General features: G+C 65.0%; 11 protein-coding genes. All 11 read right to left on the minus strand.

The window, feature by feature from the left end; all coding sequences use genetic code 11:
• Positions 1 to 31 precede the first annotated feature (31 nt).
• The 11 genes from mdcH to EGM97_RS03270 all read right to left on the minus strand — a co-directional run bounded on the left by mdcH (position 32) and on the right by EGM97_RS03270 (position 15,346).
• Complete coding sequence (mdcH, locus tag EGM97_RS03220) at positions 32 to 949, minus strand: malonate decarboxylase subunit epsilon (protein WP_238960724.1); 918 nt, start codon at positions 947 to 949, stop codon at positions 32 to 34.
• Positions 946 to 1,566, minus strand: coding sequence for a malonate decarboxylase holo-ACP synthase (locus tag EGM97_RS03225; protein ID WP_238960723.1), 621 nt, complete (start codon positions 1,564 to 1,566; stop codon positions 946 to 948). Before EGM97_RS03225 ends, mdcH begins: the two co-directional genes overlap by 4 nt.
• Entirely contained in the window at positions 1,563 to 2,366 is an 804-nt protein-coding gene (mdcE, locus tag EGM97_RS03230; protein WP_238960722.1) for a biotin-independent malonate decarboxylase subunit gamma, read from the minus strand. The genes EGM97_RS03225 and mdcE overlap by 4 nt, the downstream gene beginning before the upstream one ends.
• Complete coding sequence (locus EGM97_RS03235; RefSeq protein WP_238960721.1) at positions 2,363 to 3,214, minus strand: biotin-independent malonate decarboxylase subunit beta; 852 nt, start codon at positions 3,212 to 3,214, stop codon at positions 2,363 to 2,365. The genes mdcE and EGM97_RS03235 overlap by 4 nt, the downstream gene beginning before the upstream one ends.
• A complete protein-coding gene (locus EGM97_RS03240; RefSeq protein WP_238960720.1) occupies positions 3,207 to 3,506 on the minus strand; it encodes a malonate decarboxylase subunit delta in 300 nt (99 codons plus the stop codon). Before EGM97_RS03240 ends, EGM97_RS03235 begins: the two co-directional genes overlap by 8 nt.
• The gene (locus EGM97_RS03245) at positions 3,506 to 4,381 is read right to left on the minus strand and encodes a triphosphoribosyl-dephospho-CoA synthase (protein WP_238960719.1); all 876 of its coding nucleotides are present in this window, start codon (positions 4,379 to 4,381) and stop codon (positions 3,506 to 3,508) included. Before EGM97_RS03245 ends, EGM97_RS03240 begins: the two co-directional genes overlap by 1 nt.
• Entirely contained in the window at positions 4,382 to 6,052 is a 1,671-nt protein-coding gene (gene mdcA, locus EGM97_RS03250) for a malonate decarboxylase subunit alpha (RefSeq protein WP_238960718.1), read from the minus strand.
• A 229-nt stretch (positions 6,053 to 6,281) separates the two neighbouring features.
• Positions 6,282 to 6,752, minus strand: a complete 471-nt coding sequence (locus EGM97_RS03255; protein ID WP_238960717.1) for a chemotaxis protein CheW — start codon at positions 6,750 to 6,752, stop codon at positions 6,282 to 6,284.
• Positions 6,745 to 12,651 (minus strand): Hpt domain-containing protein, encoded by a 5,907-nt coding sequence (locus EGM97_RS03260; RefSeq protein ID WP_238960716.1) that lies wholly within the window; start codon positions 12,649 to 12,651, stop codon positions 6,745 to 6,747. Before EGM97_RS03260 ends, EGM97_RS03255 begins: the two co-directional genes overlap by 8 nt.
• Before the next feature lie 24 nt (positions 12,652 to 12,675).
• Positions 12,676 to 14,736, minus strand: a complete 2,061-nt coding sequence (locus EGM97_RS03265; RefSeq protein WP_238960715.1) for a methyl-accepting chemotaxis protein — start codon at positions 14,734 to 14,736, stop codon at positions 12,676 to 12,678.
• 70 nt (positions 14,737 to 14,806) lie between these two features.
• The gene (locus tag EGM97_RS03270; RefSeq protein WP_238960714.1) at positions 14,807 to 15,346 is read right to left on the minus strand and encodes a chemotaxis protein CheW; all 540 of its coding nucleotides are present in this window, start codon (positions 15,344 to 15,346) and stop codon (positions 14,807 to 14,809) included.
• Between the last annotated feature and the right edge of the window lie 8 nt (positions 15,347 to 15,354).

A 15,354-nucleotide genomic window follows, 5' to 3' on the forward strand; every position in this document is an offset into this window, starting at 1 on the left:
GTTTTTGTCGTTCGAAGCCTGAGTCGGTGGTCTAGAGTCGTTGGCTTCCCTCCTCACGCAACAGGGCTTGCAAGGTGTCGAGCCGCGCACCGTCGAACGCAATGACGGTGCCCTGTTCAAATACCCGGCGCGCCAGCCCGGTCAGCACCGCACCGGGCGGTAATTCGATTTGCAGGCGTACGCCGCGCTCGTAGGCGCTCTGCACGGTGCCGCGCCAGTCGACGACGCGGCACATATTGAATGCCAGGTCGTCGCGCAGGGCCTCGGTGCTCATCACGGGCCGGGCGCGGCTGCCGCTGAGGTAACCCAGGCCCGGCAGTTTCAATGACACATTGCTGAACGCCTCGGCGAGCGCTCGCGCCGGAGCCTCCAGCAACGGGCAATGGGACGGTACGCTGACGGCCAGCCGACACGCTTTCGCGGCGCCCTGACGCCGTGCCTGTCCGGCGACGATGGCCATGGCCTCGTCGCTGCCGGCGATAACCACCTGGTTATCGGCGTTGATGTTGGCCAGGTAGACCGGCGTTGCATCGCTGTGCACCTGGGCCAGCAACGTCTCCACCGTCGCCAGCTCCAGGCCGATGATGGCGGTCATGCCGTAGCCCTTGGGGTACGCCTGCTGCATCAATTCGCCCCGCAGGCTGACCAGCCGCAAGGCATCGGCAAACCCCAACGCACCCGCCACCACCGCCGCCGGATACGCACCGATGGACAGCCCCGCCACGTAATCCGGCGCGGGCGCCTGTTCCAGCAACCGTCGAGACGCCGCCACGCCAGCGATCAGCAGGCACAGCTGCACCGCGCGGGTCGACTGCAACGCCTCGGCGCTGTCCAGTTGCTTCACGTCCTCACCCAGCACCTCGCTGGCTTCCTCCAGGACCTGCGGCGCCAGCTCACGGAGCATGCCCGCTCGCTGCGCGCCCTGGCCGGGGAACACGAACATCTTCATGGCATCGGCTCCAGCGACGGCTGCCAGGGATCGCACACCAGACGCGCCTGCCGGTTGTCCTTGAGCAGCACCCGGCGCGCCGGACCGGCCCACTCCCTCAACGCGACGGCACCGAGGGGCGTTTGCAACTGCATGTCCACCACGCACACCGACGCATCCAGTTGCGCCAGTAGCTCACGGGCTTGGCCACGATCCAGCGGATGTGGCACGCGCAGGATCAGGTCGAGGTCGCTGCGCTCATGCAACGCTTCGACGCCACTGGCGAGTTCGAACCCGACGGCGCCGCTGACACCCCACACCCAACCGCAACCGTCGAGCATCGGCCTCAGCCGGCCCAATGCGTGCAGCGCTGGCAGATCGCGGGCCGAGGCGGCATGGCCGAGTTCTTCCGGCCTGACCCGCCGGGTGATCGCGGACTTCGCCATGGTTGTGGCATAACGCTGCTCACGCAAGCGTCCACGAACCCCGACGGCGATACGGTTCGCTGCCGTGGTGGCACGCCGAACCACCACCGGCTGACCGGCACCCAGGGCTTCGTACGCCCACGCAGGCGCGTCCACCGGTAATTGCTCCGGCGTCATGCCCCACAGCAGGTCGTGGGCCAGGAACGTGTTCACCACTGTTCTCTCAGCAGCTGGCGAACTGTGCTCGACGCCATGCGATTGGCGGCGCCCAGCCGACCGCGCAGGTCCCGTGAACCGGTTTCGACGTCCCGTATGGCCTGGATGAGGCATTCATGGACCCGCGCCAGATCCGCCGCCGACGGTTGCTCGATCTGCTCCACCGACAGGGTTTCCCACAGCAGCCCAAGGCTGGCATAACTATCGATGTCATAGGCCATCGGCGGCACGCTGGCGGCCAGGGCTTCCAGCGCCTCGACGCTGCGCAGCGTCACCCGCGCCGCCGAGGCCTTGCCCATGGCGTGGACCATCACTCCCGGGTCGCGCAGCGCAATCAAACGGTTGGCTTGATACCCATGGGCCAGGAACGCGCCGGACATCGCCTTGCCCACCAGCAGGCCGATCACCGGGTGTCCGCCCAGACGGGCACGGGCATAACTGTCCGCCGCCCCGGCCAGTGCCTGATGGATGCCCAAGGCTTCTTCCCGACGGCCATAAGCCTGGCTCGGCACATCGACGATGGCGATCAGCGGCCGCTTGACCGGCGCATCACGGTCGGCTTCCACGGCATCGTTCACGGCCTTGGCCAAGCCCCAACCTTCCAGCAAGCCAACCTCACCGTTGCGCGCCCGAGGGAAACGGTTATCCGGATCGGCCACGACCGCCAACAGGCGCACGTCTTGTCCGCCCAATTGGGTGTCGGCCACTTTCAACGAAGCCGGCAGGCCATGCAGCAGCCTGGCGCCGTTGCTCAACGCCTCGAACCAGCGCAGGCCTCTCAACGAATACGAACTCATGAGCGTTCTCCCTGATACAGCTGGCGAACCGCTGCCGGTTCGATTTGCGCCTCGGTGTCCAACCGCTCCAGGCATTGCAGGAACCGTTCGGCCTGGCTACTGCGATGTTCGGCGGGCACGCCAAGGTTCAACAACTGACCGACCTGCTGGCGAATCTGTGCGACGTCATCGCTGGCGTAGCGATCCACCAGGCCGCTGGCGAAACGCTGTTCGCCACCGGTCAGGCTCCAGATGAACGGACGGTCCCGGGCGTCATATTCCTCGATACCGGCTTCCTGCTCGATCACCTGCGGGCCGTTCAGGCCCAGCCGCGCTTCCTGAGTCACCAACAGGTAACTGCACAGGCCGGCGGCGATGGACATGCCGCCAAAGCAGCCGACGCTGCCGGCTACCACGCCGACCACCGGCTGGTGCTGGCGCAGGTCGACGATGGCCGAGTGGATCTCCGCGATGGCCGCCAACCCGAGGTTGGCTTCCTGCAAACGCACGCCGCCGGTTTCCAGCAGCAACACGGCACGAGTCGGAGTTCCTTTGCGATTGTCCTCGGCGGCCAGCTCCAGGGCGCCGGCGATTTTCGCCCCGCCGACTTCACCGAGGCTGCCGCCCTGGAATGCCCCTTCGATGGCGGCAATCACCACCGGCAAGCCATCAAGGGTGCCCTTGGCGATCACCACACCGTCATCGCTTTGCGGCACCACGCCCTGGCGCGACAACCACGGTGACATGACCCGTTGGAACGGATCGAGCAGCTCACGGAACGAGCCGTCATCCAGCAAGGCCTGGGCCCGTTGCCGGGCGCCCAGCTCGACAAAGCTGTGTTTATTCAAAAGCGTTGCGCTGTCAGTCATGACCGATCTCCTCGAAGCCCTGTTCCAGGCGCAGGCGCACCACGCCGGGGGTGGCGCCGAAATCGTGGATATCAATCGCCAACGCCGGCAGCGTCTGGCCATCGAACATGCGAGCAAAGAGATGCTGCCAGCGTTGTTCGCTGCCGTTGACCGAGGTCTGCACCTGGATGGTCAACTTGCCCGCCGGCCCGGGCTCGATCAGCACTTCCAGGTCGCCCGAGCCGACACAGCCCACCAGCGCCCGGCCCCGTGGCGGCTGCCCGGCGGGGAATTCAAAGGACAAGGTTTCCATCAGCACACTCCAGGGAAAAAACCATCGCCACGCTCGACACGGTCGAGCAGCAGGCAGGCGGCGAGCAGGTCCGCAGCGCCGCCGGGCGAGGCGTTCAAGGCAATCAGTTGTTGATCCAGCAGATGCAACTGGCGGCGACCGCCCAGGCTGGCACTGCCACCCGCGTCGAGCACGGCTTTGGCACCTTGTTGCATGGCTTGCAGACCTGCTTCGCCGGCGCGATACAGCACGCAGGTGTCAGCCAGGGTGGTCATGATCGCCAGCAAGGCATCGAGCCGGGCGTTCTGCTCCCCTGCCCCGGCTGCGCGACTGCGCTTGAGTTGCGGCAGGCCCAGGCCCGTCACGGCCGGGAACGCCAGCTGTGCTTCTTCACGGGCACCACGCACGCCGTAGCGCTGGGCGACCTGGGCGCCGTGGCTCAAGGGTCTTGGCGCGTAGCGGTCGTCGAGCAAGGCCAGGCGCGCTGCGCGCAACGTGACGGCGCCCGCACCGCTGGATTCCGGTTCCAGCGCGGCGGCAGCGACCAACAGGCCCAAGGCCCAGATCGCGCCGCGGTGCGTGTTCACGCCGCCCGTGGTGGCGAGCATCGTGGCTTCGCCTTCGCGGCCGATCCGTCCAAGGGCTTCGCGCAGCGGCAGGCCGATTTCAGCGTAATCGATGGCAGCCTCGGCCATTTCCTTGAACGCCGGCCACAGCGACAGCGCCGAAGCGTGCATCAGGCCCAGGTGCAGATCGGTATGGGCACCGCTGCCACGGCGGTCCACCAAGGCCGGTTTGGGCGACAGGTCGGCTTCGTCGATCAGCGCGTCGACTGCCAGGTCCGCCAGGCGCTCGGCCAGGGACAGCGTTTTGGGTTGCCGGTTGAGTGCGTGCATTTACCAGCTCCTGAACTTGGCGGGGGGGTTGTAGAGGCCACCGGACCACTCCACCAGATCGGCCACGCTTTTGGCGGCGAGCAATTCGCGGGTGGCGTCGGTGCGGCGGATACCCAGGTCCTCAGGCAAGGCGATCAACCCTTCGCGACGCATGCGGGCCGTCTCTTTCGGGTTGTGCCGCAGGCCGATGGCGGTGACGCCGGCCACCGCCGCGATCATCGCCTGGCGCTCTTCCAGGGAGCGAGCCTTGTACAGATAGGCAATGCCTTCCTCGGTGAGCAAATGGGTGACGTCGTCGCCGTAGATCATGATCGGCGCCAGGGCCATGCCGGCTTTCTTCGCTACATCCACTGCATCAAGGGTGTCGACGAAGGTCGGTTTGCCGCCTTCCTGGAACGTCTCGACCATCTGCACCACCAGTTTCTTGCCACGCTCGAGCAGCGGCGCCTCGCCATCGCCGTGGCGCATGTCGAGCCAGGCCGGCGTGCCGTGACGCCGGCCGCGCGGATCATGGCCCATGTTCGGCGCGCCTCCAAAGCCGGCCAGCCGGCCACGGGTGACGGTGGAGGAATGACCATCGCCGTCCACTTGCAACGTGGCGCCAATGAACAGGTCCACCGCGTATTGCCCGGCCAGTTGGCAGACCATGCGATTGGAGCGCAGCGAGCCGTCACGGCCGGTGAAGAACACGTCGGGCCGGGCGGCGATGTAGCGTTCCATGCCCAGTTCGGTGCCGAAGCAATGCACGCTTTCGACCCAGCCGCTTTCGATGGCCGGGATCAGGGTCGGGTGCGGATTCAGGGTCCAGTTGCGGCAGATCTTGCCCTTCAGGCCCAGGGATTCGCCGTAGGTCGGCAGGATCAGCTCGATGGCGGCGGTGTTGAAACCGATGCCGTGATTGAGGGACTGAACGTTGTGTTTTTCATAGATCCCGCGGATCGCCATCATCGCCATCAGCACATGCACCGGCTTGATGTGGCGCGGATCACGGGTAAACAGCGGTTCGATGTAGAACGGCTTGTCGGCCACCACCACGAAATCCACCCAGGAGGCTGGAATGTCCACTCGCGGCAGCTCACTGACGTCATCCACCAATTCGTTGACCTGGACAATGACAAGGCCATCGCTGAAGGCCGCCGGCTCGATCAACGCCGGAGTGTCTTCGGTGCTGGGGCCTGTGTAGATGTTGCCGGCCCGGTCGGCCATGAAACCGGCCGAGAGCACCACGTTGGGGATCAAGTCCACCACCAGCCGGGCGTAGAGCTCGATGTAGGTGTGGATTGCGCCGATTTCCAGCAGGCCGTCTTCCAGCAACTGGCTGATGCGCAGGCTCTGGGTGCCGGCGAAGGAAAAGTCCAGCTTGCGGGCGATGCCGCGTTCGAACAGGTCCAGATGCTCGGACCGGCCAACGCTGGGCATGATCATGTGTAGATCATGCAACTTCGCCGGATCGGCTTTCACCAGGGAGCGCGACAGGAAATCCGCCTGCTTCTGGTTGTTGCCCTCCAGCACCACGCGGTCACCCGGCAGGATCAATGCCTCCAGCGCCGCGACGATTTTGTCGGTGGGCAACACCACACCGTCGACAAGCCCCTTCACCTGTTCGAGCCGCCGCTGCTTCTCGCTGCGTCGCCGCGTCCAGCGCGAGTCGGGGGATATTGTTGTTGTCATGACCACTCCACGGGTTCGCTGTCGTGGGGGTTACCTTAGGAGTGTCGTGTCGGGTGCATCAATCAAGCTCAGCGACGGATCGTTACGGTTGGAGTAACGGTGGGGAAAACAGGCCTTATCCCCTGTGGGAGCGAGCTTGCTCGCGATAGCGAAGGATCCGTCAACTTTGAGTTGGCTGACACTCCGCTATCGCGAACAAGCTCGCTCCCACAGCGGGGCTGGGCATGGCTCAGGATTTTTTGTGCTCAGCCAATCCCGCAGCCACCACCAACTCCTCCAGCGCCAACAAATCCGGCACCTTTGCCACATGCTCGCCGATCTGCACCGCCGCCTGCTCCAACCCGCACAGCGGCACGTCGACGTAGCTCAGTTGGCTGTCGAGCTTGTGGGAGCGCGGGATGCCCTGCACCAACAGCGCGATGAACCTCAGTTCCGGTCGTCCGCCCAGGGCGTTGAGCACGACGATGCGCGCTCGTTCGCCGATCACGGTTTTCTGGCCGCAGGCCGATTCGAAGCTCAGCAGCGGGATCTGTCGTTCGCGCCAGCTGACCCAGCCCAGGAACCAGGGCGGGGTGTCCATATCGAAGGCGCTGCTCTGGTAGTCGATCAGCTCGGCCACCGCGACGTTGGGCAACACCAGATGCCGATCGGAGAGCGGCAGCAGCAGGCCGGTGAGGTAACGAGTGCGGTCTTCATGCATGGGTTCTGCTCCAGCGGGCAATGCTCTCGAGCAGTACCGATTCCTGATACGGTTTGCCCAGGTAGTCGTTGACGCCGATGGCCATGGCCCGGTCGCGGTGTTTCTGGCCCGTACGAGAGGTGATCATGATGATCGGCAGGTGTGCCAGGCGTGGGTCGTTGCGCACCTGGGTCGCCACTTCAAAACCGTCCATGCGCGGCATTTCGATGTCCAGCAACATCAGGTCCGGGGAGTGTTCGCTCAGCAAGGCCATGGCATCCACCCCGTCCTTGGCGGTAAGCACGTGCATGCCGTGGCGCTCCAGCAAGCGACTGGTGACCTTGCGCACCGTCACCGAATCGTCCACCACCAGTACCAGCAGCGGCCGTTGATGTTCGCCCTCGCCTTCGGCCGGTGCCTGGCGCCTTGGGATCTGGCCAGGCAAGGCGCGGATCGGCGCCAGCAAGTCGAGGATGAGCACCACCCGACCGTCCCCCAGGATGGTCGCGCCGGACAATCCCTGCACCGAAGAGAATTGCGGACCTAGACTTTTGACCACGATCTCCCGGGTCCCAAGGGTGGCGTCCACCTGCACCGCGACATGCCGCTCGTTGCACTGCATCAGCAGCAGCGGCAAGGGCTGGCTCTGGCCCAGCAGCTTGGCACGGGCGCCAGTCTTCAATACTTCGCCCAGGTAGTACAGCTCATGCCGTTGCCCGGCGTAGGTGTAGACCGGCGGATCGAGTTGGTAATAGGCATCCAGCTCGGCGGGCAGCACCCGCACAATGCTTTCGATGGTGTTGAGCGGGATCGCGTACTGGTCTTCATGACACTGCACCATCAGTGCCCGATTGACCGCCACGGTAAAGGGCAGGCGAATACGGAAATGCACGCCCTGCCCCGGCGTGGAGTCGATCATCATGCTGCCGCCCAGTTGCCGCACCTCTTCGTGGACCACGTCCATGCCGACGCCGCGCCCGGAGATCTGGGTAATTTTCTCCGCGGTGGAAAACCCCGGCTGCAGGATGAACTGCAACACATCGCGGTCGCTGATGTCGCTGTCCGGCGCCAGCAGCCCACGCTTGATCGCCTTGTTCCGCACCGCCTCCAGGGGCACGCCGGCGCCATCGTCGCGGATGTCGAAGATGATGTCGCCGCCTTCCCGTGAAAGTTCCAGGCTGATGCGGCCGCGCGCCGGTTTGCCGGCGGCGATGCGCACATCGGCGGGCTCCAGGCCATGATCAACGGCGTTGCGCAACATATGCTCCAGCGGCGCGGCCATGCGTTCCAGTACATTGCGGTCCATCTCGCCTTCGGCGTTATCGACCACGAACTCCACGTCCTTGCCCAGTTCCTGGGCCACCTGCCGGACGATGCGCTTGAGGCGCGGCAGCATGCGCTCGAACGGCACCATGCGCGTGCGCATCAAGCCTTCCTGGAGTTCGGTGTTGATACGGCCTTGCTGTTGCAGCAGGTTTTCCGCGTCGTGATTACCCCGGTCCAGGGTTTCCTTGAGGTCGAGCAGGTCCGAAGCGGATTCGAACAGAGCCCTGGACAACTGCTGCAACTGGGAATGGCGGTCCATTTCCAGCGGGTCGAATTCTTCGTAGCCCAGCCGCTCGGCTTCCACCTGCTGGCGACTGAGGATCCGTCCCTGGGTTTCGGTGTCGAGGCGCCGCAATTGATCGCGCATGCGCTCGATGGTGGTTTCCATCTCGCCCAAAGCCACCCGTGCGTCATTGACCTGCTGTTCGATACGGCCACGGAAGATCGAGGCCTCCCCCGCCAGGTTCACCAGGTCGTCCAGCAGTTCGGCGGAGACCTTGACCATGTCCGCACCTTCGCCCGACGCGCCGGGCTCAGGCTTGGCAGGCGCGGGGATCGGAGCAGGAACCGGCACAACCGCGGCTTCGGGGGCCGGGCTTTCCTGTGGCTGGTTGACCGCCTGGATCTGGGCGATCAGCCGGTCCGCCGGCGGACAGGGTTGGCCGGCCCGCACCGCGTCGAGCATGTGCGCCAGCCGGTCATGGCTGCTTTGCAGCAGCGTGAACAGCGTCGGAGTCGCTTGCAGCAGACCTGCCGACAACCCCTCGTATAGGTTTTCCAGCTCGTGAGCAAGATCGCCGATGGGACCGATTTCCACCATCCGCGCACCACCCTTGAGGGTATGCAGGTCGCGCAGCAGGGTTTCCACGGCCTGGCGGTTCGACGGCTCGGCCTGCCAGCGCAGCAACGCCGCGCCGGAACTGTCGAGGATGTCGAAGCCTTCCTCGAGGAAGATCTCCAGCAGTTCGGGATCATGATGGGTGCCGTCGCCCTGAGTCGCTCCGCTTGCCTCGACGGCGTGCGGTTTGTCCTGGCGGAACCTGCGGATGGCGTCGATCAGCGAAACGGGATCGCCCAGCACCTGGCCCTGCTGCAATTGCCCGAGCAGCAGCTCAAGGCGCTCATGGCTGCTGTTGAGCAGTTGCGCCAACTCGTCACTGTAACTGTAGCGGCGGTCCACCAACCCTTCGTAAAGGTTTTCCAGCTCCTGGGCCAGGTCGCTCACCGGCCGGACATCGGCCATCCAGGCACCGCCCTTGAGGGTGTGCAGGTCCCGTTGCAGCGAGGACAGTGGCGCGCCGTTGTCCGGGTCGGCCAGCCAGCGTTGCAGGGCCTGGGCGGCGCTTTCCAGGATGTCCTGGGCCTCCTCGAGGAAGATCGAGGTGATGTCGTCGTCCATGGCCGCATCGTCACGTTCCAGCGCGGCCGTCGCATCGCCCAGTTCGCGAATGCTCAGGGTCCGGCTGCCGTCGCTGCGGATCACGCCCGTGGCCGACGGATCGAGACCGGCCTCGAGCAAGCGACGCAGGGCCTGCACCCGCTCGGGCTGCGGATGGACCTGTTGCCCGGCCGCCAATTCATCGAGCATGTCGACCAACGCCTCATGGGCGAGTTGCGCTTGCTGGAAAAACGCATCGCTGACCGCCAGGCTGCTTTCCTCCACCGCGCCATAGAGGTCGAGCAAGGCTTCGCACAGCTCATCCATCGGATGCAGCTCGGCCAGGTGCGCGCCTTCACCGAGGGTGGTCAATTCGTCCAGCAGCGCACTCAGCTCCTGGCCTTGGCCGGGATGCTGCTGCCAGCGCTGCAACAGGCTTTCGGCATCCAACAGGATGTCCATGCCCTGGGCAAGGAAATCATTGATCAGTTGCGGATCACGCTTGGGCCGCAGGCCCTTGTCCGGTGCGTTGAGCGCCGCCTGCAGGCGCTCGGCCAACAGGGCCTGGGTTCGCTGGATCAGGTCCTCGGCGCCGGGAATCGGCGCCAGCGGATCGCTTTGCAGCTGGCGCAGCCCCAGGCGCAGCAGGCCCTCGGCTTCCAGCAGACATTCCACCTCATCGAGGTCGAGGGCAATCAGATGCGCCCGGTATTCCCGGGCGAGCTGGTCCATCGTCCCGGCCAGTTCGGCGATGGGCAACACGCCGGCCATGAACGCACTGCCCTTGAGGGTGTGCAGGGCCCGATGCAACTCATCGCCCGCCTGCAACGGCATGTGTTCGGCGGCCTGGTCGAGAAAGCGCCGCAAGCTGGCGAGATGGCCCTGGGCTTCGTTGTCGAAGATTTTCAGCAGCAAAGGGTCCAGGGCGGCCACGTCCCGCTGGTCCTCATCCTCCTCGTCGCTGCCCCTGGCCAGGGCATGGGCGCGAGCAGCCAGACGGTCGACATCGTCGCGCTGGCGCTGGCGCTGGTCGGCGAATTCAGCCACCAGGGCGGGGAGCAATTGCACCGTGTCGTCGACCAACCGTTGTACCGAGGCGCCTGGCTCGACGCTGCGTTCCAACACGCGGTTGAGCAGGTTCTCCACCGCCCAGGCCAATTCCCCCAACACCAGTGCCCGGACCATGCGACCGCTGCCCTTGAGGGTATGAAAGGCCCGGCGCAGTTCACCCAGGATGCCTTGATCGTCGGGCCGCGCCGTCCACCGGGGCAGGTACTCGCGCAGCACCTCCAGCACTTCCTCGGCTTCTTCGAGGAAGACTTCACGCAGCTCGTCGTCCACCGGATGTTCGTCCACCGGCGGCGGCAACAGGCTACCCGGCGTGCTGCGCGCCGGGGGGTTGACCGCCGAGACCGGACTGGCCAGCACCTCGGCCAGGGACTGCACGGTCTGCGGGTCATCCAGCTCCTGCAAGTCCTGCATGAGCTGCGCCTCGTTGGGGCTCAGCACATCGTCGAGCAATGGCACCCGGGCTTCGTCGGGGAAATAACCGAGGACCGCCAGGCTTCGCTCCACCTCATCGAGCAGCGACTCACCGGGATTCTGCGGGTCGTCGTTCAAGCGCTCCAGATAGTATTCGAGGCCACTGATCACATCGGCCAGGTGGTCGAGTTCTTCCCACCCCGGCTGGGCCCGTTCCAGCAGCAGATGATCGCGGATGAAACCGTTGCAGGCTTCCACCAGGCCCGCTGCGCGCCCCAGGGGAATCATCGCCAGCGCGCCACGGACCTGAGTGAGCAGGGCGGGCAAGCCCTGTAGCTGCTCGCTGTTCCAGTCGGCCTCGATGTAGTCGACGATCATGTCCTTGGCCTGTTGCAGGCAGGTGTGGGCTTCCTTGATGACGATCTGGTGGATCTGGGTCAGGTCGATGGTGGGCAGCGGGTTGTCTTCCGGGCTTTCGGGCTCGACGGTGCCGACCATGCCGGCCAGGGTGGCCTCGACGTAGAGCAAGGCGCCGGCGACGTCCATGAGGGTCGCGTCATCGGGTTCGCGCTGACCTTGGGCGAGGCTCAGGACCACCGCCAACTGATCGATGATGACCTTGCGCGGCTGACCGAAACCGAGCACCGCCAGGGTATCGGCGATCTGCCTCAGGGGCGCCAGCAGGCTGTCCAGCTCCGAGGCGTGCTGGCGGTCGCTGCGCACGAACAGGTCCAGCCGCTCCTTGACTCGCACCAGTTCTTCACAAAGTGCGGTGAGCACGGAACGCATGGCATCGCGGTCAGGGCCGGCCAGGCGCGCGCGTTCTTCGTCGACCATGGCGCTGTCGGGTAGCGCGTCTTCCAGTGAGTAGCGTTCTTTCATGATCTGCATCTGCCCGCTGGGATGTTCAGCCTTGGCAATATAGAACAACAAGCTCTTGAGCAAATGGGGCGGCGCCGGTTGATTGATGCCCGGCATGCCCTGCTCCAGCAGGCGCTTGAGCTCCTTGTCGGTTTCCTTGAGCAGGCTGCGCAGCGCCGGGCTGTTGGCGATGCGCCCCTCGCGCATGCCTTCGACCAGCGCCGAGGCCACCTGCCACAATGCATTGAGCGGCGCTCCGGCGCACAGCCCTTCCAGGCGGTGGAAGACTTTGGTCAGGTAGCCCAGGTGTGTGGCGTCGTCCTGTTCGCGCAACAGGCCCACCAGGGCCATCTGCAGGGTCTGGCGCAGCTTGCGTAACGTGTTGGGCAACTCCGGCGGTTCGAGCCGCTTCAGGGCCGCGTCGCTCAGTGGTGCGATTTCCGGCAGCTCGGGACTGAACAGGCTGGTTTCCGACAGCAGGCCCTCGCCCCGGGCGCTGCGCAGGTCGTTGATCAGCGGCAGCACCACCAGCGGCAAATCGCGACGAGCGCCCTGGACGCGATCCAGGTACGTCGGCAATTGCCCGAGGGCCTGGCTCAACAGGCTGATGGCCTCGTCGCGATGGGCAATGCGGTTGTCGCGCAAGGCGGCACACAGTTGCTCCATCTCTTCGGCCAGCAAGGCCGCGCCATAGAACTCGACCATCTGCAGGCCGCCATGCACCTGGTGGATGCAGGCAAGACAGTGTTCCAGGGCATCCACCGCCTGCGGATCGTCCACCAGCCGGTTGAGGGCCAGATGGGCCTGTTTCAGCGTTTCGGCAATCTCGCCCTTGACCCATTCCAGGGCCACGTAGTCGTGCCGATCACCCATAACCACTCCCAATCGACAGAACCGTCACACCTTGTCCTCGTCCACCTCGGGCGCTGCCGGCAAGGTGAAGCCCGACACCGAGCGACGCAGCTGACTGGCCATCTTCGCCAGGTTGCCGATGCTCTCGGCGGTAGCAGTGGAGCCGGACGATGTCTGCGTGGTGATCTGCTGGATCACGTTCATCGTCAGGGAAATCTGCCCCGCCGAGGTAGTTTGTTGCCGCGCTGCGTTGGAAATGCTCTGGATCAGCGCCGCGAGGGTCCTGGACACGCCTTCGATTTCCTCCAGGGCCACTCCGGCATCCTGGGCCAGGCGGGCGCCGCGCACCACTTCGCTGGTGGTCTGCTCCATGGAAATCACCGCTTCGTTGGTGTCGGCCTGGATCGCCCGCACCAGCGTTTCGATCTGCCGGGTTGCTGCGGAAGAACGCTCCGCCAGCCGCTGCACCTCGTCGGCCACCACTGCGAACCCGCGCCCGGCGTCGCCGGCCATGGACGCCTGGATGGCGGCGTTGAGGGCCAGGATGTTGGTCTGGTCGGCGATGTCGTCGATCAGGCTGACAATGTCGCCGATTTCCTGAGAAGACTCGCCCAGACGCTTGATGCGCTTGGCGGTGTCCTGGATCTGCTCGCGGATATTGTCCATGCCATGAATGGTGTTGTGCACCACCTCGTTGCCCTTGTTGGCGATCTCCACGGAGCGCTCGGCCACCGCCGACGACTCGGCGGCGGTGGCCGAGACCTGGTCGATGGACTGAGCCATTTCATTGATTGAAGTCGAAGCTTCGCTGATTTGCTGGGCCTGGTGTTCGGAAGCCTGGGCCAGGTGCATGGCGGTGGCCTGGGTTTCCTGGACCGCCGCGGCGACCTGGCCGGCGGTGAGATTGATGGTGGCGACCAGGTCACGCAGCTGGTCCACCGAATAATTGATGGAGTCGGCGATGGTACCGGTGAAGTCCTCGGTGACCGACGCCGTGACAGTCAGGTCGCCGTCGGCCAGATCAGCGATTTCGTCCAGAAGACGCATGATCGCGTTCTGGTTGCGCTCGTTCTTCTGCGCGGTTTCGTGCAGTTGGCGATTGGTTTCCCGGACCATGACCAGGCCGATCAGGATGATCGACGTCAGCGCCAGCAGGCCCAGCACGTAGCCACCGATGGTGTGGACGGAGCGACCTGCGGCGAGGTTCTCCAGCGCCGTGGTCAAGTGCGAAGCTTCGTCGAGCAGGGTCTGTGACAGGTTGAAGATGTTGCCTGCCGATTCGCGGACCTTGAACAGCTCCGGGGAGGTTTCGAGGATTTCGTCCACCGAGCCCGAAACGAACTCGAACAGCTCGCTGATTTCAGTGAGGCGTGCCCGGGCGTCGCGGTCCTGGACCTGAGAAATCTTCAAGGTCGGATCACCTTGCAGCATGCCGTTGAGTACCTGGCCGAAACGTGCGGCATCGCGGCCGAAGGTGTCGGCGGCCTGGCTGGCGTTCTCATCCCCCGCCAGTACGGTGTTCACTGCGCCAAGAATGCGTTCGGCCAACAGCGACTGGCGCTGGGCCATGGCCACTTGGCCAGCCGGCGCGCCACGTTGCAACAGGATCTCGACGACTTTCTCGTACTCGACCTGCAACTGCGGCACGGTTTCGGCCAGGGTCGCCGCCACCTGGTGCAACGACAGCACGGTCTGCTCGCTGGACAGAATGGCGTCGGTGTTCTTGAGCAGGCGCTCCCAGTCCAGTTGTACGGCGCGCAATTGGGGCCGCAGGGTCGAGGGCGCCGGCGGCAGTCCGGTCACCGGGTCGCCTTGCTTGAGATAACCCCAGCGCTGGGCGAAATCGTTGCGGGCGTCGCTCAGCAGCTTGAATGCCGCTGCCTTGCCGGCGGCGGCCTCGGTGGCGTTTTTGGCAATGCGCTGGGACAGCACGCGCAACTCGCCGGCATGGCCGATGTACTGCTTGTCGTAGGTCGACTGGGTATTGAGGTAGGCGAAATTGGCGAACAACAGCATGATGAAGACGATCAGCGCGACGAACAGCACGATGATCTGCGATCGACTGCGCGACGCTTCCAGTGGCTTGCCTGTGCTTGCTTTGATCATCGGTTCTCCAACTCACCACTGCTTTTTTGTGGGAGCAAGCTCGCTCCCACAGGAGGCTGCGCTGTGTCTGTTAAATCGCCACATCCATGAACCCCGCCGACCGCGTCAACGCGAAAGGACTGAACACCTGCCACTGCCGCTCGCCGCGAAACCGGCCCTTGACGAAAACCGCTTCCGGCCCGTCGAGATCGCCAACAGGCGTGGGCTCCAGGCTGTCCTGGGCGAAATGCTGCAGCCCGAGGACTTCGTCCACTAGCAACCCGGCAAATATCTCGTCGTGATCCACCACCAGCACCCGCCTTTGCTTGCGCACGGTCGACAGTTCATGACCGAAAAAACCGCACAGGTCCATCAGGGGCAACAGTCGGCCACGCAGGTTGGCCACGCCGCGCACCCATGGCTTGACCCCGGGCAGATGCGTATGGCGCGGCTCATGCAGCACTTCGCTGACTTCATCCATGGGGGCCACGTACCAATGCTCGCCCAGGCGAAAGCCGATGCCACTCCAGCTGTGGCGCAGGATCGGCTGGGACGGCAGGTCCGCGGCCAGCGACCGGCAGCGCCGGTCAATCTGCGCCAGCAGTTCGAACGCGGTCAGGGATGGGCTCATGGCCGCAG

It is taken from the genome of Pseudomonas sp. AF32 (assembly GCF_022342325.2).
Taxonomy (GTDB): Bacteria; Pseudomonadota; Gammaproteobacteria; order Pseudomonadales; family Pseudomonadaceae; genus Aquipseudomonas; species Aquipseudomonas uvaldensis.

Bases quoted from the DNA above. Each gene is read 5' to 3' on its own strand.
- EGM97_RS03235 (WP_238960721.1), bottom strand. From the start codon at position 3,214: ATGACTGACAGCGCAACGCTTTTGAATAAACACAGCTTTGTCGAGCTG.
- EGM97_RS03255 (WP_238960717.1), bottom strand. From the start codon at position 6,752: ATGCATGAAGACCGCACTCGTTACCTCACCGGCCTGCTGCTGCCGCTC.
- EGM97_RS03245 (WP_238960719.1), bottom strand. From the start codon at position 4,381: ATGCACGCACTCAACCGGCAACCCAAAACGCTGTCCCTGGCCGAGCGC.
- mdcH (WP_238960724.1), bottom strand. From the start codon at position 949: ATGAAGATGTTCGTGTTCCCCGGCCAGGGCGCGCAGCGAGCGGGCATG.
- EGM97_RS03265 (WP_238960715.1), bottom strand. From the start codon at position 14,736: ATGATCAAAGCAAGCACAGGCAAGCCACTGGAAGCGTCGCGCAGTCGA.
- EGM97_RS03240 (WP_238960720.1), bottom strand. From the start codon at position 3,506: ATGGAAACCTTGTCCTTTGAATTCCCCGCCGGGCAGCCGCCACGGGGC.
- mdcA (WP_238960718.1), bottom strand. From the start codon at position 6,052: ATGACAACAACAATATCCCCCGACTCGCGCTGGACGCGGCGACGCAGC.
- EGM97_RS03260 (WP_238960716.1), bottom strand. From the start codon at position 12,651: ATGGGTGATCGGCACGACTACGTGGCCCTGGAATGGGTCAAGGGCGAG.
- mdcE (WP_238960722.1), bottom strand. From the start codon at position 2,366: ATGAGTTCGTATTCGTTGAGAGGCCTGCGCTGGTTCGAGGCGTTGAGC.
- EGM97_RS03270 (WP_238960714.1), bottom strand. From the start codon at position 15,346: ATGAGCCCATCCCTGACCGCGTTCGAACTGCTGGCGCAGATTGACCGG.